The sequence below is a fragment of the Arthrobacter sp. Z1-15 genome, assembly GCF_054792395.1.
Genome location: NZ_CP096454.1, coordinates 1,200,201 through 1,219,350, shown reverse-complemented (window position 1 = coordinate 1,219,350; position 19,150 = coordinate 1,200,201). Strand labels below are relative to the sequence as shown.

Annotated in this window: 18 protein-coding genes; all 18 read right to left on the bottom strand. The window is 67.1% G+C overall.

What is annotated here, in order from left to right; genetic code table 11:
* The 18 genes from M1D40_RS05580 to M1D40_RS05495 all read right to left on the bottom strand — a co-directional run bounded on the left by M1D40_RS05580 (window position 1) and on the right by M1D40_RS05495 (window position 19,075).
* Entirely contained in the window at window positions 1-1,800 is a 1,800-nt protein-coding gene (locus M1D40_RS05580; protein ID WP_341393792.1) for a proline--tRNA ligase, read from the bottom strand.
* 210 nt (window positions 1,801-2,010) lie between these two features.
* Entirely contained in the window at window positions 2,011-2,739 is a 729-nt protein-coding gene (locus M1D40_RS05575) for a hypothetical protein (protein WP_461170488.1), read from the bottom strand.
* Window positions 2,740-2,743: 4 nt separating this feature from the next.
* Window positions 2,744-3,478, bottom strand: coding sequence for a hypothetical protein (locus M1D40_RS05570; RefSeq protein ID WP_461170487.1), 735 nt, complete (start codon window positions 3,476-3,478; stop codon window positions 2,744-2,746).
* A gap of 170 nt (window positions 3,479-3,648) precedes the next feature.
* A complete protein-coding gene (locus M1D40_RS05565) occupies window positions 3,649-4,554 on the bottom strand; it encodes a GNAT family N-acetyltransferase (protein ID WP_341393795.1) in 906 nt (301 codons plus the stop codon).
* Complete coding sequence (gene ispG / locus M1D40_RS05560) at window positions 4,529-5,695, bottom strand: flavodoxin-dependent (E)-4-hydroxy-3-methylbut-2-enyl-diphosphate synthase (protein ID WP_341394232.1); 1,167 nt, start codon at window positions 5,693-5,695, stop codon at window positions 4,529-4,531. The genes M1D40_RS05565 and ispG overlap by 26 nt, the downstream gene beginning before the upstream one ends.
* 110 nt (window positions 5,696-5,805) lie before the next feature.
* On the bottom strand, window positions 5,806-6,096 hold the full coding sequence (locus M1D40_RS05555) for a YciI family protein (RefSeq protein WP_461170486.1): 291 nt from the start codon (window positions 6,094-6,096) through the stop codon (window positions 5,806-5,808).
* A 26-nt stretch (window positions 6,097-6,122) separates the two neighbouring features.
* Window positions 6,123-6,653, bottom strand: a complete 531-nt coding sequence (locus M1D40_RS05550) for a hypothetical protein (RefSeq protein WP_461170485.1) — start codon at window positions 6,651-6,653, stop codon at window positions 6,123-6,125.
* Window positions 6,653-7,285: a MarR family transcriptional regulator gene (locus M1D40_RS05545; protein WP_461170484.1), complete on the bottom strand. Its 633-nt coding sequence runs from the start codon at window positions 7,283-7,285 to the stop codon at window positions 6,653-6,655. Before M1D40_RS05545 ends, M1D40_RS05550 begins: the two co-directional genes overlap by 1 nt.
* A 97-nt stretch (window positions 7,286-7,382) precedes the next feature.
* Window positions 7,383-8,729 (bottom strand): M50 family metallopeptidase, encoded by a 1,347-nt coding sequence (locus M1D40_RS05540; RefSeq protein WP_461170483.1) that lies wholly within the window; start codon window positions 8,727-8,729, stop codon window positions 7,383-7,385.
* A gap of 49 nt (window positions 8,730-8,778) precedes the next feature.
* Entirely contained in the window at window positions 8,779-10,026 is a 1,248-nt protein-coding gene (dxr, locus tag M1D40_RS05535) for a 1-deoxy-D-xylulose-5-phosphate reductoisomerase (RefSeq protein WP_461170482.1), read from the bottom strand.
* 354 nt (window positions 10,027-10,380) lie between these two features.
* On the bottom strand, window positions 10,381-11,055 hold the full coding sequence (locus M1D40_RS05530) for an NAD(P)-binding oxidoreductase (protein WP_341393801.1): 675 nt from the start codon (window positions 11,053-11,055) through the stop codon (window positions 10,381-10,383).
* 63 nt (window positions 11,056-11,118) lie between these two features.
* Window positions 11,119-11,916, bottom strand: a complete 798-nt coding sequence (locus tag M1D40_RS05525; protein ID WP_461171011.1) for an HpcH/HpaI aldolase/citrate lyase family protein — start codon at window positions 11,914-11,916, stop codon at window positions 11,119-11,121.
* A 124-nt stretch (window positions 11,917-12,040) separates the two neighbouring features.
* Complete coding sequence (locus M1D40_RS05520; protein WP_461171010.1) at window positions 12,041-12,535, bottom strand: MaoC family dehydratase; 495 nt, start codon at window positions 12,533-12,535, stop codon at window positions 12,041-12,043.
* 31 nt (window positions 12,536-12,566) lie between these two features.
* Window positions 12,567-13,208 carry a CoA transferase subunit B gene (locus tag M1D40_RS05515; RefSeq protein WP_461170481.1) on the bottom strand — a complete coding sequence of 214 codons (642 nt, stop codon included), beginning with the start codon at window positions 13,206-13,208 and terminating at the stop codon, window positions 12,567-12,569.
* A gap of 1 nt (window position 13,209) precedes the next feature.
* Window positions 13,210-13,974, bottom strand: coding sequence for a CoA transferase subunit A (locus M1D40_RS05510; protein ID WP_461170480.1), 765 nt, complete (start codon window positions 13,972-13,974; stop codon window positions 13,210-13,212).
* Between the two features lie 93 nt (window positions 13,975-14,067).
* The gene (locus tag M1D40_RS05505; protein WP_461170479.1) at window positions 14,068-15,243 is read right to left on the bottom strand and encodes an acyl-CoA dehydrogenase family protein; all 1,176 of its coding nucleotides are present in this window, start codon (window positions 15,241-15,243) and stop codon (window positions 14,068-14,070) included.
* A 28-nt stretch (window positions 15,244-15,271) separates the two neighbouring features.
* Window positions 15,272-17,464 (bottom strand): acetyl/propionyl/methylcrotonyl-CoA carboxylase subunit alpha, encoded by a 2,193-nt coding sequence (locus M1D40_RS05500; protein WP_461170478.1) that lies wholly within the window; start codon window positions 17,462-17,464, stop codon window positions 15,272-15,274.
* Window positions 17,465-17,470: 6 nt separating this feature from the next.
* Window positions 17,471-19,075, bottom strand: coding sequence for a carboxyl transferase domain-containing protein (locus M1D40_RS05495; RefSeq protein ID WP_461170477.1), 1,605 nt, complete (start codon window positions 19,073-19,075; stop codon window positions 17,471-17,473).
* Window positions 19,076-19,150: the final 75 nt, after the last annotated feature.

The following is a 19,150-nucleotide window of genomic DNA, read 5'->3' as shown; positions in this document are numbered from 1 at the left end:
CTACTGCGCTGCTGCGCGGCGCACGTACTCCACCGCTTCAGCCACCGGCACGTTTTCGGCAACGCCGGTGGCGCGGTCCTTGATCTCCACAACGCCGTCGGCCAGGCCGCGGCCGACCACCAGGATGGTGGGCACGCCAATGAGCTCGGCATCGCCGAACTTCACGCCCGGGGACACCTTGGGGCGGTCGTCGTAGATGACCTCCAGGCCGGCGGCTTCGAGCTCTTCGGACAGCTGGGCGGCTGCTGCGAAAATCTCTTCGCCGCGGCCGGTGGCCACCACATGGACGTCTGCCGGAGCGACGGCGCGGGGCCAGACAATGCCCTTGTCGTCGTGGTTGGACTCGGCCAGGGCAGCGACGGCACGGGTGACACCCACGCCGTAGGAGCCCATGGTCACGGTGACGAGCTTGCCGTTCTTGTCCAGCACCTTCACGCCCAGCGCTTCGGCGTACTTGCGGCCGAGCTGGAAGATGTGGCCCATTTCGATGCCGCGGGCGGCTTCGAGCGGACCGGATCCGTCCGGCGCCTCGTCTCCCTCGCTCACCTCGACGGCCTCGATGACGCCGTCCCAGGTGAAGTCGCGGCCGGCGACGAGGCCGATCACGTGCTTGCCTGCCTCATTGGCGCCGGTGATCCAGCTGGTGCCCGAGACCACGCGCGGGTCAACCAGGTACAGCAGGCCGGTGGCGGATTCGGTGCCGAGGACCGGTTCGTCCACGGACAGTCCCGGGCCAATGTAGCCCTTGACCAGGCCGGGGTGCTTCTTGATGTCTTCGTCGGTGGCGGCATCGACTTCGAGCTCGCCGCCGATCTCCACGTGCGCGGCGATGTTCGCTTCGATGCGCTTGAGGTCCACGGCGCGGTCACCGGGAACGCCGACGACGACGATCCGGCGTTCGCCGGTGGGCAGCGTCACGGCCAGGACAACGTTCTTGAGGGTGTCTGCGGCAGTCCACTCGCCGGTTTCCCGGGCGAAGCGGGCGTTGACGTCTGCCACCAGGGTGTCGATCGTCGGCGTGTCCGGGGTGTCCACGACCTTCGCCGCGGGGGCGCCGGCGAAGTCGATCTCGGCCGGAGGAACTGTGGTGACGGCTTCAACGTTGGCGGCGTACCCGCCGGCGGAACGCACGTAGGTGTCCTCGCCAACCGGCGTCGGGTGCAGGAACTCCTCGGACTTGGAGCCGCCCATGGCACCGGACACTGCCGACACGACAACGATTTCCAGGCCCAGGCGTTCGAAGATGCGCAGGTAGGCGCCGCGGTGCGCCTGGTAGCTGGCCTCCAGCCCCTCGTCGTCGATGTCGAAGGAGTAGGAGTCCTTCATGATGAATTCGCGGCCGCGGAGCAGGCCGGCGCGCGGCCGGGCTTCGTCGCGGTACTTGTTCTGGATCTGGAACAGCGAGACCGGCAGGTCCTTGTACGAGCTGTACAGGTCCTTGACCAGCAGCGCAAACATTTCCTCATGCGTGGGGGCCAGCAGGTAGTCGTTGCCCTTGCGGTCCTGCAGGCGGAAGAGGTTGTCTCCGTATTCGGTCCAGCGGTTGGTGGCCTCATACGGTTCGCGCGGGAGCAGCGCCGGGAAGTGGACTTCCTGGGCGCCGATGGCGGCCATTTCCTCGCGGATAATGGTTTCGACCTTGCCGAGCACCCGCAGTCCCAGCGGCAGCCAGGAATAAATGCCCGGCGCGGCACGGCGGATGTAACCGGCACGCACCAGCAGGCGGTGGCTGGCGACGTCGGCGTCGGAAGGGTCTTCGCGCAAAGTGCGCAGGAAAAGAGTGGAGAGTCGAAGGACCACGCTGGGTATCCGTTTCTGCAGCCCGTGGCTGCATTCATGCTGGGGAGAAATAGGGAAATAACGCTCCCCTCTAATCTAGCGCGTGCCGCCGCCGCTGCCGGACAGGCGGTACGACGACGGCGGGGCCGGGCCTGCCGTGCAGGTCCGGCCCCGGTTCGCTCGGGTTCGCGGGCGCCGGCTTGTGCCGCCGGGGTCCGTGGGGTTTGTTGGTTACTGAGCGAGTTCGGCGAGCACCGCGTTGATGGTTTCCTCGGCACTGGCCAGGGCTGCCTTGGGGTCCTCGGACTCACTGACGGTGATCACGACGTTGGTGGTGCCGGAAGCGGCAGCCACCTTCATTCCGCTGAACGACACCCCCGCCGCGGCCATGGTCACGGTGAAGGCCTGCGTGGACGGCGCCTCGGTGGAGGCGTCCAGGCGCTCGGCGGTTCCCTTGGCAACCTCACCTTCGCCGTCACCGGTCATCTCGAACTCAGCACATTCGTCCACCAGCTTGCTGTTGTCATCGACCTGCTGGTCCAGAGCGGCTGCGTCGGAGTGGCTGACGACAGTGATCCGCTGCGTCTCGCTGGCCCCCAGCCCGGCGACGTTGGCGTTGTCCAGGTCCCCGAAGAAATTCGCGAATCCAAGGATTTCCATGCACTGCTCGGGCGCAACATTGAACCCGCCGGGCGCTGCGCCGCTTTCCGACAGACCGGGGCGCAGGGCCGCGTCGTTGGAGACTTCCCCCGTCAGCCCCCGGTCCGCTTTCACAGCGGTGAGCGCCGCTTCGAGTTCTTCCGCCGTGTACTGTTCCTGCCCTACCGCCAGGCTGGGTGCGGGCGACGGTGAGTCGGAGGCCGGGGAATCCGCCGAGGCGGAGTCATCGGAGCTGCCGCAGCCCGAGAGCGCGAAGACTCCGGCAACGAGAAGCGCACCGGCTTTCATGGACTTTTTCATGGGGTTACTTCTCCAGTTCGGCGAGCACGGCGTCGATGAGTTCCTCGGCCGCACCCTGGGCGCCCGCGGCGTCAGCGGGATCGCTCATGCTGACGGTGATGTTCGTGGTGCCCGAAAAGCCGCTGATCTGCAGGGTGGTTGTTTCCTGGCCCTCCGCGTTGACGGCCACGCTGTACGCCTGGGTGGTGACGGCGTCGGTGGAGGAGTCAACCTCTTCGGCGCTGGCGGTCAGGACCTGTCCGGCCGTTTCCATCGTGAATTCGGTGCAGTCGACCATCTGCTGGTCGTTGTTCTTGACCTGCTCGTCAATGAGCGATGCGTCTTCGTAACTGATGACCGTCAGCGAATCCGTTTCACTGAGCTGCATGATGGCCAGCGTGGAGCGCTCGATCTTCTCCGAGAGGTTGGCCGTTGCCAGGGCGCTGCACTCTTCGGGCGTAATGACGATGTTGTCGAAGGTGGTCTCCACTCCCTCCAGCTCGGGGCGCACGGCGGCATCGTTGGCGATCTGCCCGGTCAGTCCCTGGTCCGCCTTGACGGCCGTGAGAGCGGCCTCCAGTTCATCCGCCGTGTACTGCTCCTGGCCTACCGCCAGAGTGGGCGTGGGCGTCGGCGATGCTGATGTGGCCGATTCGGAAGAATCTGCCGCAGCAGGTTCCGCTGAAGCATCGGAGCCGCAGGCCGAGAGCGCAAAGACGCCTGCGATAAGCAGGGCACCGGCCTTCATGGACTTTTTCATAAGTATTTCCCCCAGTTTTGTGTCCCGCTCGTCGGAATAAGCCCGGAAGCGGAGAGTGGTGCTGCCATCGGCTTCCGTGTCACCGAAAGCACACTGAGCATCCTACTGAGGTGATGTGCGTCATGCGAAATGCGGTCGGTCCGGAGTCCGCCGCAGAACAGGAGCAGCCCTTAGAAGAGGATGGTGGCGAAGGTCCCCACCTGCTCGAACCCCACGGTTTCATACGTCGCACGGGCGGGTGCGTTGTAGGAATTGACGTACAGGCTGACTACGGGCGCCACCTGCCGGGCGGCCTCAACCACGGCGGACATGTAGGGCGCGCTCAATCCGCGGCCGCGGTAGGCGGGATTCATCCACACACCTTGAATTTGGACGGCGCCGCTGGAGACGGTGCCCAGCTCGGCTTTGAACACCACCCGGCCGGAGGCATCAAAATCCACCAGTGACTGCTGCCGCGCGATGAGGGACTTCACCCGCTGCCGGTAGTGGTGGCTGCCGCCGGACACCGGCGAGTACCCCACCTCCTCCTCGAACATGGCAGCGCAGGCAGGCAGCAGGACGTCGAGTTCCGAGGGCTGGGCGTAACGCAGGCCGGGGGCCGGCTGCACCTGCGAAACTCCGGTCATCTGCAGCAGCGGCTGGTCGCTGCGCACATCGAAGGGCTGCGGGCTGGAGTGCTGAAGTTCGGACCAGATGGACAGGACGGCCTCGGCGGGGCCAAAGATGGACGAGTAACGGCGGCCGGACCGGGCCAAATATGCGCCGATCTCGGGACCCGTGTCGGAGGTGACTCCCACCGGCACCACGTTGACACCGGCCCAGCAGGCTGCGGTGAGCTTCCCGTCGTCGAACACGCCGACGACCCGCCCGCCTGCCGGGGTGGGCGCCGCGGTGCGGGTCGTTTCAAGGTGCGAGAGCAGGAAGATGTTGGCAACCGGATCGGTCTCGGCCAGGGCCCAGAGCGCAGCGGTGTCTGCCTCGTCCAGGATGCGCAGCATTCCGGTGCCGCCGCCGCGGATCTCTGATCCGCCGCGGTCGGTGGTTCCGGTCTTAGCCGACAGTAACCATGGGGCCACCCGTGCCAGCATTTTCGCCATCGGACTCCCCCATACTCTCTGCGATCTTCATAGCTTCTTCAATGAGGGTCTCAACGATCTGGTCTTCGGGAACAGTCTTAATGACTTCTCCCTTCACAAAGATCTGGCCCTTGCCGTTGCCGGAGGCCACTCCGAGGTCAGCTTCGCGGGCTTCGCCCGGTCCGTTGACAACACAGCCCATGACAGCAACGCGGAGCGGAACTTCCATGCCTTCCAGCCCGGCGGTTACCTGCTCTGCGAGAGTGTACACGTCCACCTGGGCGCGGCCGCAGGACGGGCAGGACACGATTTCCAGCTTGCGCGGGCGCAGGTTCAGCGACTGCAGAATCTGGTTGCCCACCTTGATTTCCTCCACCGGAGGAGCGGAGAGCGACACGCGGATGGTGTCACCGATGCCCTTGGACAGCAGGGCGCCGAAGGCGGTGGCGGACTTGATGGTTCCCTGGAACGCCGGACCGGCTTCGGTTACGCCCAGGTGCAGCGGCCAGTCGCCGCGTTCGGCGAGAAGCTCGTAAGCCCGCACCATGACCACCGGGTCATTGTGCTTGACGGAGATCTTGAAGTCGTGGAAGTCGTGTTCCTCGAAGAGGGACGCTTCCCAGACTGCCGATTCCACCAGTGCCTCGGGGGTTGCCTTGCCGTATTTGGCCAGGAGGCGCGGATCCAGCGAACCGGCGTTGACGCCGATGCGGATCGAGGTGCCGTGGTCCTTTGCCGCCTGGGCAATTTCCTTGATCTGGTCATCGAACTTCCGGATGTTGCCCGGGTTCACGCGGACTGCGGCACAACCGGCCTCAATCGCTGCGAAAACGTACTTGGGCTGGAAGTGGATGTCCGCGATGACCGGAATCTGCGACTTCTTGGCGATGATCGGCAGTGCCGCGGCGTCGTCGGCGCTGGGGCAGGCGACCCGGACAATGTCACAGCCGGACGCCGTCAGCTCTGCAATCTGCTGCAGGGTGGCGTTGATGTCAGTGGTCGGCGTGGTCGTCATGGACTGGACGCTGATGGGGAAATCGGAACCGACCCCCACTGATCCCACTTTGATCTGGCGGGTCTTGCGCCGCGGCGCGAGGGTGGGCGGCGGTGCTGCTGGCATTCCAAGGTTGACCGAGGTCAAAACGTCCTCCATGTGCCTCATCGGCAGTTATTAGGCTAAAGCGCACTGCGGGATGCGCTAATCCATTATCCACCCGCACCGATGCGGGATGTACGGATATCGTTCAGGGCTTAGACAAGATCGGCGAAGGCACCGATAACAGGGGTCCATTCGGTGGTTTTCATTCCCGAGATGGCGCCGACGGCGGCAAAGGGATCCTGCATCAGCAGGTTGGAGAGATCGACGTCGTCCTCGGCAGTGAAAATCAGCAAAGCACCGGCGCCGTCGGTAAACGGTCCCGACGCCAGCAGCCGTCCCTGTTCCACCAAACCGGCCAGCCATTCGCGGTGGGTGGGGCGGTGCTCGTCACGGAGGGGGGCGGAATCGGCGTCGTACACGTATTCAACTGCAAAAATGCTCATGGGCTCAAGCCTACGGGATCGCGGCCTCAGAGCAGGAAGGCGCGGGCGGCTGCAGCCACCCCTACAGCCCACAACATGGAGGTCAGAGTGCCGATAATAAACCGCTCGGCGGCCGCCGGTGTGTCTTTAAGCTCCGCGTAGCGGCCCAGCCCCTTGATGGCCACGACATACGCGATGGCCACCGGTTCGGACGCCAGCACGGAAGCGGCCACGGCGAGACGCTCAAGGACTCCGATGACCAGGCCGCCGCGGAGCACCGATCCCGGTGCGGGAGCGCTCCGGCGCTGCGGGGCGACGGCTGCTGCGGATGCTGTGGATGCTGTGGATGCAGCCGGCGTACGCAGGGACGGCTTGCTATGCTGCGGCGCGGTGCCGGCGGAGACCCGGCCTCCTGCACTGAGCTGGGCATCCAGATCCTGGTCGGCTGCGGGGTCGGCGTCGGAAAAGGGAGGTCCGGAGTTTTCCACGGCCCGGGCCAGGCGCAGCACCGCGGCGGTCACCGGCCAGCCAAGCACTGCTGCGGCCGCCAGGGTCAGGACTATCCAGACAAACTCCATCAGGTGTTTCCCTTTCCCCCGTCAGCCCGGACCCCGGCCGCACTTTTTTCGCAGGCGCGAGCGAGCAGCGCGGTTGCGGCGGGGCGGGCTGCCCATTCCTCCTGCCAGCCGGCACGGGCAATGGTTTTGCCCACTGACTGCGGGCTGATCCCGAGCTTACGGGCCGCGGCGCTCTGGGCACCCCAGGTTCCGGGTTCAACATGCTCCAGGATCCGCCACTGTTCGGGGGTCCGGTCCCGGATCAGCCGCCCGATCAGGACAAGCACCGCTTCGGCCTCGGCTGCTCCTGCGGGGCCGCTCACTGCCACCGGCGGCCGGTCGCCCGTCTTCTTGGCGCGCTCCACCGCATCGCGGGCCGCGACGAATGCGGAACCGGAAGCTTCCCGCGTGTTGGCCGGCAACGGAGTGTCCACCGCTCCCACGCCGATTCCCACCGACCACTGGCCGTCCCGCAGTGCCAGCAGCGCTGCATCCACGGCCGTGCCCGCGTCAGCGGTGAGGCCCTGGACTTCATCACCCACCGACCGTTCGAACGGAAGGTCCATGGGCAGGCCGCTGAGCAGTCCCAGAAGGTCCGGAACACGGTCCCGGCCGCTGCGGCTGCCCTTTTGATCGATGGTCAGGACGAACATCAGGAGTGCGGCACCTGAAAAGTGGGTTTCATGTTGAAACCGTATCCGGTTGTAATTGCAATCACAACCATTTTCGGTTTCAAATTGCCCGTTAATCTCAGTTGAAGAGGCTCACGGGCTTCACAATGTCCGCGTAGATCAGCAGTGCGGTCATGCCCATGAACAGGATGGCCACGACGTAGGTTACGGGCAGCATCTTGGCCAGGTCGAAGTGTCCGGGATCCGGGCGCTTGAAGAGCTTGGCAACGCGCCGCCGCAGCCCCTCCCAGAGAGCGCCCGCCACGTGGCCGCCGTCGAGCGGCAGCAGCGGAAGCAGGTTGAAGACGAAGAGCGCCAGGTTGACGCTGGCCACCAGCCCCAGCAGCGAAGCGACCCGGCTTTCCACCGGCACGTCCTCCAGCGAGGAGATCTCGCCGGCAATCCGGCCCACGCCCACCACACTGATGGGGCCGTTGGGATCACGCTCTTCCGAGGAGAACGCCGCCTGCGCCACGTCAACAACACGCTGCGGCAGGTTGATGACCACGCCGGCGATGTTCTGCAGGTTCTCCCCCACTGCCGGCAGGACTTCGGTGCCCGGCTGGCGGACCAGTTCCGTGGAGGCGGCAACGCCGATGAAGCCGACTTCCTGCGTCACGGGATTTCCGTCGCCGTCCACGGCGGGGGCGCCGTCCTCATCGGTCACGGGACGTTCGGTGAGCAGCGGGGTGATGACCGTGTCCTGCTCAACGCCGTCGCGGACGTAGGTGATCGGCACCGATCGGCCGGCCGCCTCGCGGATCCGGGAGGACAGGTCCTCCCAGGACGAGACGGCGCTGCCGTTGAATGCGGTGATGGTGTCGCCCGGCAGCAGCCCGGCTTCGTGGGCGGGAGCGGCCGGATCAGCGTCCGTGCATTCCGTCTGCCCCTGCGCCGCCTGGTCGGACGTGATCACGCACTGGTTGACCTCGGCAAGCGTGGTGGTGCTCTGGGCGGTGCCGAACCCCATCAGCAGGACCGCGAACAGCACCACGCCGATCAGCAGGTTCATGAAGGGACCGCCGAGCATCACGATGATGCGCTTCCAGATCGGCAGGTTGTAGAACACCCGGTTCTCGTCGCCGGGCTGGAGCTGTTCAGCGGCCGCCGCTCGGGCATCGGTCGCCAGCTGCTGGAACATCCCGGTGCTGGAGCTGCGGACGGTTCCTTCGGCGTCGTCGGCCTTGTTCGGAGGGTACATCCCGACCATGGACACGTAACCGCCCAGGGGCAGCGCCTTGACGCCGTACTCCGTCTCGCCGCGGCGGCGTGAGAAAACGGTGGGGCCGAACCCGATCATGTACTGGGTCACCCGCACCTTGAAGGCCTTGGCCGGCACCAGATGGCCCACCTCGTGCAGCGCAATGGACACGGCGATGCCCACCGCCACGAACAGGACGCCCAGGATGAAGAGGAGAACGGTCAACGAATTTCCTTCGGATCAATCGGGTCAAGCGGGCTGGGGCCTGGCACGGTCAGCGTCCGCAGCGTTTCCGCGCCGCGGCTCGGGCCCACACTTCCGCCGCCAGCACCGATTTCAGGGTCAGCGGCACAGTGTCGGTGTGTTCTGCCAGTACGGCGGCGATCGTATCAACGATGTCTGTGAATCCGATGAGACCGTCGTGGAATGCATCCACGGCTTCCTCATTGGCGGCGTTGTAGACGGCCATGCCGGTTCCGCCGGCCGCGGCGGTGCGCTTGGCCAGCGCGACGGCGGGGAAAGCCTCCTCATCCAACGGTTCAAAGGTCCAGGAGGTCGCCTTGGACCAGTCACAGGGACGGGCGGCACCGGGCACCCGGTGCGGCCAGTCCATGCCCAGGGCAATCGGCAGGCGCATATCCGGCGGCGAGGCCTGGGCAATGGTGGAGCCGTCCACGAACTGCACCATGGAGTGCACGATGGACTGCGGATGCACGACGACGTCGATCTTCTCCAGCGGCACGTCGAACAGCAGGTGCGCCTCGATGACTTCCAGGGCCTTGTTGACCATGGAGGCGGAGTTGGTGGTGACCATCCGGCCCATCTTCCAGGTGGGATGCGCCAGGGCCTGATCGGGGGTGACCTGCTCCAGTTCGCTGCGGCTCATCCCGCGGAACGGCCCGCCGGAGGCCGTCACGATCAGGCGGTCCACTTCCTGTTCCGTGCCCGAGCGCAGGGCCTGGGCCAGGGCGGAATGTTCGGAGTCCACGGGGACCAGCTGCCCGGGGGCGGCTGCGCGCTTGACCAGCTCGCCGCCCACGATCAGGGATTCCTTGTTGGCCAGGGCCAGCAGGTGGCCGGCAGCCAGCGCCGCGAGCGTGGGCTCAAGGCCGATGGAGCCGGTGATGCCGTTCAGGACCACTTCGGCTTCGGGCCAGGCGGCAATGGCCGTCGCGGCATCCGGTCCGGTGAAGAGCTCCGGGTCGTAATCGGAGACCCCGGCGGTGCGGGCGGCATCCCGGATGGCCTGCTGGAGGGTGGCGGTGTCGACGAGTGCTGCACCGACGGCCGCTGCACGGGTGTGGACCGCCTGCCGGGCAAGAAGGTCCAGATTCGATCCGCCGGCGGAGAGGGCCACAATGGTGAAGCGGTCCGGCGCCTGGTCGGCCACGTCGATGGCCTGCGTACCGATGGATCCGGTGGACCCCAGGAGCACCACGCGGCGCGGAACCCCCTCAGTACTGCCAAAGGGCTTGTTGGCTGCTGCTGCGGACGGGGTGCCGGAAGATGCGAGAGGGTGCATGGTTCCAGTATCGCGCACGTGGGGGAGGTCGCGGTCTGTATCCCGGAGGGCTGGCCGCTGCAAAAGTCGGCATTGATGCGCACTCGATGGTCTGGATGCGGGTGAAAGCCGGCATAGCTGCTGCACGCTCGGCGCCCGCGCCGCGCACTAGTTCCCACGCTCTGGGACAGGTGGGGCAGATGGGATCCCGCAAGCCCCGGGAGTGAGCAGACAGTGGGAAGCTGTGCACCCGGGACGCGGAACTCCGGCAGCCAACCCATCTGCCCCGCTTGGAGATCCGTAGTACAGATAACGGGCCTACGGCGCCCGAATGACCCCGTTATCTGTACTACCGGCGGAGTCCAGCGCCCGAAACTAGAGCGTAATGGGAAGCGCCTCCACAGCATCCGGGATGCTGGTGGAACCGGAGACCACCGAGAGCGCCTGCCGGCTGCCGCGTCCGGTGTTGATCAGCTCAGCGAGGACGGCGGCAACGTCATGCCGGGGAATACTGCCCGGCTCCTCCTCCGGACCGAGCTCCACCAGCCCCACGGCCTGGTCATTGGTCAGGTGCCCGGGCCGCAGGATGGTCCAGTCCAGGTCACGGGTGATGAGGTCCTCTTCGGCGGCAAGCTTGGCCACGAGGTAGGCATACATCACCTCATCCACGCCGTCGGGCCGGGAGCCGCCCCGGACGGAGTCCAGTCCGGAGGCCGAAATCTGTACAAACCGGGTCACGCCGGCCTGCTCCGCCCCGTCGGCGAGCAGGACTGCGGCGCCGCGGTCGACGCTGTCCTTGCGGGCCGCGCCGCTGCCCGGCCCGGCACCGGCGGCAAAAACGGCGGCATCGGCGCCGGTCAGGACCTGGATGACGTCGTCGCTGGTGCTGTTTTCCAGGTCGATGACAACCGGGGCGACGCCGTCGGCCTCCACATCGGCTGCGTGGTCCGGGTTGCGGATCAGGCCGGCGACGTCGTGGCCGTGGGCGGCCAGCAGCCGCCCCAGTTCGCGGGCAATCTGTCCATGGGCTCCTGCTATGACTATGCGCATCTTATGAAGGTAGCGCAGCACCCGTGCAGCTGTCCGGACACCGGCGTGAAATTGAGTATTTCCTCAGCGACCGGCGCGGCTCAGCGTCTGCTGCGCCTGCTTCAGTAGCGGGCCGTCGATCATTTCGCCGCGGAAGTTGAAGACGCCGCCGTGGTTGGCCGCTTCCGCCAGCACGTCGGCTGCGTAGGCGACTTCATCCTCGGAAGGCGCGTAGGCGGCGCGCACCGCTGCCACCTGCCCGGGGTGGATGCAGGCCTTGGCCGCGAAACCGGAGGCGGCGGCGTCGCGTGCTTCGATTCCCAGCCCGTCCGTGTCTTTGATGTTGCCGTAGATCGAGTCGACGGCGCCCTTGCGATACGCTCCGGCTGCCAGCAGCACCGTGGCCCTGGCATGCTGCGCGACCCCGCGGTAGCTGCCGTCCGGGCTGCGGCTGGACTCGCCGCCGAGTGAAGCCACCAGATCCTCGGCGCCCCACATCAGGGCGGTCACACAGGGGACCTGCGCGATTTCCGCGGCGCGGACCACGCCCAGTGCGGTTTCCACGAGGGCGACGACGGCGAAGTCCGCGAGCGCTGCACCGATGGCCGGAGCGTCTTCGGCTTTGGCCAGCATCAGGGTCCGGTACGGCGTCTGCCGCACCGCGGCCAGATCCTTGTCAAACTCTTCGGTCCCCAGCGGATTCACCCGCACGATGGTCGTGCCCGGATCCAGGTCCGAGGCAATCAGGTTCCGCCGAGCCGCTTCCTTGTCTGCAGGGGCGACGGCGTCTTCCAGGTCCAGGATCACCGCGTCAGCCCGGTCGGCGGCCTTGGCAAACCGTTCCGGCCGGTCCGCCGGGCAGAACAGAAGGGCAGGTCCCATGGGGAATGTCGTCACGCGGGTCTCTCCTTCACATCCGGGGTATTTCCGTCCAATCTATCCTCCGGCGGCAGTTCCTCCCGCCGCCGGCCGGCTTACCGGCTATCCGGGCTGCTCTCCCCCACCGTTACCCTGCACCGTTGCCCCCGCCGCCGGCCTGCGTCCACACGAGGGCGGTTCGCGTGCAGCGCCCCACCACGTCACCGCTTTGGTTCCGGCCGGTGTGTGCCAGCGTGACAATCCCCTGCCCGGGCCGGGAGGAGGAGATTCTCTTATCCACCACTTCGGTGTCGGTATACAGGGTGTCGCCGTGGAAGAGCGGGTGCGGAAAGCTGATCTCCCCCAGCCCCAGCTGCGCCACGAGGGTCCCCTGCGTCAGCTGCCCCACCGACTGGCCCACCATGGTGGCCAGGGTGAACATGGAGTTCACGAGCCGCTGTCCAAAGGGCTGCCCCTCGCTGTAGGCGGCGTCCAGGTGCAGGCCCTGGGTGTTCATGGTCAGGGTGGTGAACAGGACGTTGTCCGCCTCCGTCACGGTGCGCCCGGGCCGGTGCCGGTAAACGGCGCCGGGCTCAAACTCCTCGTACCAGAGTCCCCGCTGTTCTATCACCCGGGGCGCCATCGCCCGTTCTTCGGTGCCGGCGTCGGGTTCCTCATACGTCAAGGGAAACCTCCAGCGGCGCTCCGGTGGCCGCCAGGACTTGCTCGACGGTAACCCCGGGGGCGGTCTCGCGCAGGACCAGCCCCTCCGGCCCCACCTCGATGACGGCGAGGTCAGTGACGATCAGGTTCACGCAGGCCCTCCCGGTCAGCGGCAGGGAGCACTCGGCCACGATCTTGGGATTGCCGTTGCGGTCGGTGTGGTCCATCATCACGATCAGCCGCTTGGCGCCGAACACCAGGTCCATGGCACCGCCCATGCCCTTGACCATCTTGCCGGGAATCATCCAGTTCGCGAGGTCGCCGTTGGCTGCCACTTCCATGGCACCCAGCACCGCCACATCCACATGGCCGCCGCGCACCATCCCAAAGGAGGCCGCCGAGTCGAAGAACGAGGCGCCGGAGTTCACCGTCACGGTTTCCTTCCCCGCGTTGATCAGGTCCGGGTCCAGCTGCTCCTCGGTGGGATAGGGGCCGACGCCGAGCACCCCGTTTTCGGAGTGCAGCACCACTTCCACGCCCTCGGGAATGTAGTTCGGGATCAGGGTGGGCATACCGATGCCGAGGTTGACGTATTGTCCGTTTTCCAGTTCGCGGGCCACGCGGGCGGCGAGTTCATACCGGGTCAGTGCCATGTCAGGAGTCCTTTCCGGAGGGCGTGACGGTGCGCTTCTCGATGCGTTTCTCCCCCGGCCCCACCGGGACCACCCGCTGGACAAAGATCCCCGGCACGTGCACGGCGGCCGGGTCCAGCTCGCCCGGTTCCACCAGCTCCTCCACCTCGGCGATGGTGATCCGTCCGGCCATCGCGCAGAGCGGATTGAAGTTCATTGCCGTGGCGGAGAACACCAGGTTTCCGTGCCGGTCCCCCTTCCAGGCATGGACCAGTGCAAAGTCCGGCGTCAGGGATTCCTCCAGCACGTACTCCGCCTCGCCGAACGTGCGCACTTCCTTGGGCTCGGAGGCCTGCAGCACCCCGCCGTCGCCGTCGTACTTCTGCGGCAGCCCGCCCTCGCTGACCTGGGTGCCCACCCCAGCGGTGGTGTAGAAAGCCGGAATGCCGGCGCCGCCCGCGCGCAGCTTTTCCGCCAGGGTTCCCTGCGGGGTGAGGATGACTTCCAGCTCCCCGGCAAGGAACTGGCGGGCAAATTCCTTGTTCTCTCCCACGTAGGAGCTCACCGTCCGGCGGATGCGGTGGTCCCCCAGCAGCCGGCCCAGGCCCCAGTCGTCCACGCCGCAGTTGTTGCTGACCGTTTCCAGGTCCGCTGCGCCCTGATCGTGCAGGGCATCAATCAGCGCCACCGGAATGCCGCACAGACCGAAGCCGCCCACCGCCAGGGAGGCCCCGTCCGGGATGTCGGCCACCGCAGCGGCGGCCGTCGGTATCACCTTGTTAATCATCGATTCATCCGTTCGTTCGTCTCCGTTGACCAACCTGCTGACATTCCGCCGGACTGCGGCGCCGTGGCGCCGGCAGTGGACGGTCCGCCCATCCTAGAGCCCCAGTTCGCGCGCAATCAGCATCAGCTGGACTTCGGTGGTGCCCTCGCCCACTTCGAGGATCTTGGAGTCACGGTAGTGGCGGGCCACCCGGAACTCGTTGATGAAGCCGTAGCCGCCGAAAATCTGCGTTGCGTCGCGGGCGTTGTCCATCGCCGCTTCGCCGGCCACCAGCTTGGCCATGGCAGCCTGCGTCTTGAACGGCTTGCCGGCCAGCATCCTGGCCGCGGCGTCGTAGTACGCCAGCCGGGCGGTGTGGGCGCGGGTCTGCATGCGGGCGATCTTGAAGGAAATGGCCTGGTTGGTGCCGATGGCCGCGCCAAACTGTTCCCGCTCCTTGGCGTACCGCAGTGCCTCCTCCACGCAGCCCTGTGCTGCGCCCGTGGCAAGGGCGGCGATGGCGATGCGTCCTTCATCGAGAATCTGCAGGAAGTTCGCATAACCGCGTCCCTCGGCACCAAGCAGGTTCGCTTCCGGGACGCGCACATTCTCCAGCGTCAGCGGATGGGTGTCCGAGGCGTTCCAGCCCACCTTGTTATAGGCCTTTTCAGCGGTGAACCCCGGTGTGCCGGCGGGGACCAGAATCGTGGAGATCTGCTTTTTGACCCTGGTGCCCCCGGCCCCGTCCGGGACTTCGGTGGTGCCGGTGACGGCGGTGACGGTGACCAGGCGCGTGATGTCGGTGCCGGAGTTGGTGATGAACTGCTTGCTTCCGTTGATCACCCATTCTCCGTTGTCCCGGCAGGCCTTTGTCCGGGTGCCGCCGGCATCGGATCCGGCTTCGGACTCGGTCAGGCCGAAGCCGGCGAGCGCCTCGCCGGAGGCCAGCATCGGCAGCCACTGCTGCTTCTGCTCCTCGGTGCCGAACCGATAGATGGGCATGGCGCCGAGGGACACCCCCGCCTCCAGGGTGATGGCCACCGACTGGTCCACCCGGGCCAGCTGCTCCAGGGCCAGGGCCAGGGCAAAGTAGTCGCCGCCCATTCCGCCGTATTCCTCCGGGAACGGCAGGCCGAACAGACCCATCTCGCCCATCTGTGCCACCACCTTGTACGGGAAGCTGTGCTCCTCGTCGTGCTGCGCGGACACGGGGGCCACTACGGTGTCCGCGAAGTCGCGGACCATGTTCACCAGATCCTGGTAATCCTCGCTCAGTTCAAAGTCCGGCATGTCCTGCTCCTTTTGGGAAGGCGTTGCATCAGTTGTCGTTGGTTGCTGCTGCTGGGTTGGTTGCTGCTGCTGGGTTGGTTGCTTCGAGGCTGACCGGGTGGTCGGCGGGCTCCGGGGTCACCACGGCCAGGACCTGGTCCGCTTTAACCAGATCGCCGGGCTGCAGGTTCAGGGACACTACGCCGGAGGCCGGAGCGGTGAGCTGGTGTTCCATCTTCATGGCTTCCACGCTCAGCAGCGGCTGGCCCGCGGTGACCCGGTCGCCGTCGGTGACTGCCACGGCCGTGACCGTGCCGGGCATCGGCGAGCGCAGCACCGGATCGGCGGCCCCTTCAGCACGGCCGGCCGCCGCACGGTCCGCGGCCAGCAGCTCGGCGCGGGTCCGTCTGCGAAGTGCGGCGGCATACCCGGCATCGGCAACCCAAACCGTGTCCGGTGCCTCCCCCGTCCCGGGAACCGACACCAAGGTGACAGGGTGCGTGACGCCGTCCAGCGTTACCAGGGAGCGGTCCCCGTCCCGCAGCAGCGAAGCGCGCCGCTCGGGTCCGCCGTTCACGCTGACGGTGGTGTCCTGTTTGCTGCTGCGGACGGTGACGACGTCGTCGTCCGTTCCCGGGGCGACGGCGGCGAACGTGAGGGTGAGCGGGCGGCGGGCTCCCACCCGCCAGCCGTCGGCACGGTGCCAGGGCGAGGGCTCCGGGTCAGGGGCTCCCTGTCGGGCGTTGTACTGTCCAGGGTTGTGCTGCCCGGGGTCGCCGCTCCCGGGGTCATCCCTCCCGGAGTCCGCCGGGCCGGCCAGGCCCGCGGCCTGCATCAGTGCTGCCGCAGCAAGCTCCGGCTCGGAGGGGCTGCGGAACTGCAGCCCGGGAAGCTTGCGCTCGATCATGGTGGTGTCCAGCCGTCCGGCCCGGACGTCGGGGTCGTTGATCAGCAGGCGCAGGTACTCGGTGTTGGTTCCAATGCCCAGGATGAGGGTCCGTGCCAGGGCGGCGTCCAGCCGGTCCAGCGCCGTGTTCCGGTCCGGGCCCCAGGCAATGACCTTGGCCAGCATCGGGTCGTAGCTGGAGGACACGGCCAGGCCCTGCAGCAGGGAAGAATCCACGCGGATGCCTTCCCCGGCCGGCTCGTGCAGGGTGTGGACGCGGCCGGAGGTGGGCAGGAAGTCCCGCGCCGGGTTCTCGGCATACACCCGTGCCTCCACCGCGTGGCCGGTCAGCCGGACGTCCGCCTGGGCCAGCTGCAGCTTTTCGCCGGCGGCAATCCGGATTTGTTCCTCCACCAAATCCAGCCCGGTGACCATTTCCGTTACCGGATGCTCCACCTGCAGCCGGGTGTTCATTTCCATGAAGAAGAACTCTCCGGGCGAGGCGTCGGAGACAAGGAACTCCACGGTTCCGGCCCCGGTGTAGTCCACGGAGCGCGCGGCGTCGCAGGCAGCCTCGCCGATCCGCGCCCTGGTGGCTTCGTCCAGCAGCATGGACGGCGCCTCCTCGATGACCTTCTGGTGGCGGCGCTGCAGGGAACACTCGCGCTCCCCCAGGTGGATGACGTTTCCGTGCGTGTCGGCCAGGATCTGCACCTCGATGTGCCGGGGCACGCTGATCAGCCGTTCCAGGAACAGGGTGGCGTCGCCGAAGGCGGAGGCCGCCACGCGGCGGGCCGTGGGCAGCACCGCCGGCAGGTCCTCCGCCCGCTGCACGGCGTGCATCCCCTTGCCGCCGCCGCCGGCGGAGGGCTTGATCAGCAGCGGGAACCCCACGTCGGCAGCCGCTGCGATGAGCTGCTCGTCGCTCAGGCCCGGCTCGGCGATGCCCGGCACCACGGGGACCCCGTGCGAGGAGACGTGGTTCTTGGACCGGATCTTGTCCCCCATGACGTCCAGGGCATCCACCCCGGGGCCGATGAAGACAATTCCCGCCGCTTCCAGCGCCCGCGCAAAGTCGGCGCTTTCGCTGAGGAATCCGTAGCCGGGATGCACGGCTGAAGCTCCGGCGGCCCGGCACGCGGCCAGGACGGCGTCCACGTTCAGGTAGCTCTCCCGCGGGGCGGCCGGACCCAGCCGAACGGCGATGTCCGCCTCCCGCACGTGCCGGGCCCCGGCGTCGTCGTCGCTGTAGACGGCCGCGGAGCGGATGCCCAGCCGGCGCAGGGTGGCGATGATGCGGCATGCAATCTCGCCGCGGTTGGCCACCAGGACGGTGTCAAAGAGTGCGTTGGTCATATCCGCTCACATCCGGAACAGGCCGAAGGAGGTCTCCGGCAGCGGGGCGTTGGCGCACACGTCCAGGGCCAGGCCCAGGACGGTGCGGGTATCCGCCGGGTCGATGACGCCGTCGTCCCACAGCCGGGCCGTGGAATAGTACGGGCTGCCCTGCGTTTCATACGTGTCGCGGATGGGTGCCTTGAACGCTTCTTCGTCCTCGGTGCTCCAGTGCTCGCCGCGGGATTCGAGCTGGTCCCGCTTGACGGTGGCCAGGACCGAGGAGGCCTGCGCCCCGCCCATCACCGAGATCCGCGCAGCCGGCCACATCCACAGAAAGCGCGGGCTGTAGGCCCGCCCGCACATGGAATAGTTGCCGGCCCCGAAGGAACCGCCCACCACCACGGTCAGCTTGGGAACCCGGGCGGTGGCGACGGCGGTGACCATCTTGGCGCCGTTCTTGGCAATTCCGCCGGCCTCGTAGTCCCGGCCCACCATGAAGCCGGAAATGTTCTGCAGGAAGATCAGCGGGATGCCGCGCTGGTCGCAGAGCTCGATAAAGTGGGCGCCCTTGAGCGCGGACTCGGAGAACAGCACGCCGTTGTTGGCTACGATCCCCACCCGGTGGCCGTGCAGCCGGGCGAAGCCGGTGACCAGGGTGGCGCCGTACTCCTTCTTGAATTCGGAGAACTCGCTGCCGTCCACCAGCCGGGCGATCAGTTCGCGCACGTCGTACGGGGTCTGCAGGTCAGCGGGCACGGTGCCGTAGATTTCCTCCCCGGAGTGCGACGGCGGCCGGCCCGGCAGGATTTCCCAGGCCGGCTCCTGCGCCGGGAAGGTCTCCACGATGCTGCGCACGATTTCCAGGGCATGCGCATCGTTGTCGGCCAGGTGGTCGGTGACTCCGCTGATCCGCGAGTGCAGGTCCCCGCCGCCGAGTTCCTCAGCGGTGACGATTTCGCCGATGGCGGCCTTCACCAGCGGCGGGCCGCCCAGGAAGATGGTGCCCTGGTTGCGCACGATGACGGTTTCGTCGCTCATGGCCGGAACATAGGCGCCTCCGGCGGTGCAGGACCCCAGGACCGCGGCGATCTGCGGAATCTTGCGGGCTGACATCTGCGCCTGGTTGAAAAAAATGCGCCCGAAATGCTCCCGGTCCGGAAAGACGTCATCCTGCCGGGGCAGGAACGCACCGCCGGAATCCACCAGGTAGATACACGGCAGCCGGTTCTCCAGCGCGATTTCCTGGGCCCGCAGGTGCTTTTTGACCGTCATCGGATAGTAGGTGCCGCCTTTGACGGTGGCGTCGTTGGACAGGATCATCACGTGCCGACCCTGAACCAGGCCGATGCCCGCGATGAGTCCGGCGCCGGGGCACTCGTCGTCGTACATGCCGTTGGCGGCCAGCGGCGCGATCTCCAGGAAGGGGCTGCCCTCGTCCAGCAGCCGGTCCACGCGGTCGCGCGGCAGCAGCTTGCCCCGGGCGGTGTGCCGTTCCCGTGACCGTTCCGGCCCGCCCAGTGCTGCCTCAGCGAGCCGCTTGCGCAGGTCCTGGGCCAGCTGGCTTTGAACGGACGCGTTGCGGGCGTAGTCCGGTGATGCAGGGTCCAGCCGGGTTGCAAGGGTCTCCATTGACGTCTCTCTCTCAACGGGCTGCCGCCGACGGGGTTACCGGAAGACCAGCTGCCAGTTAATGGCCACTAACTC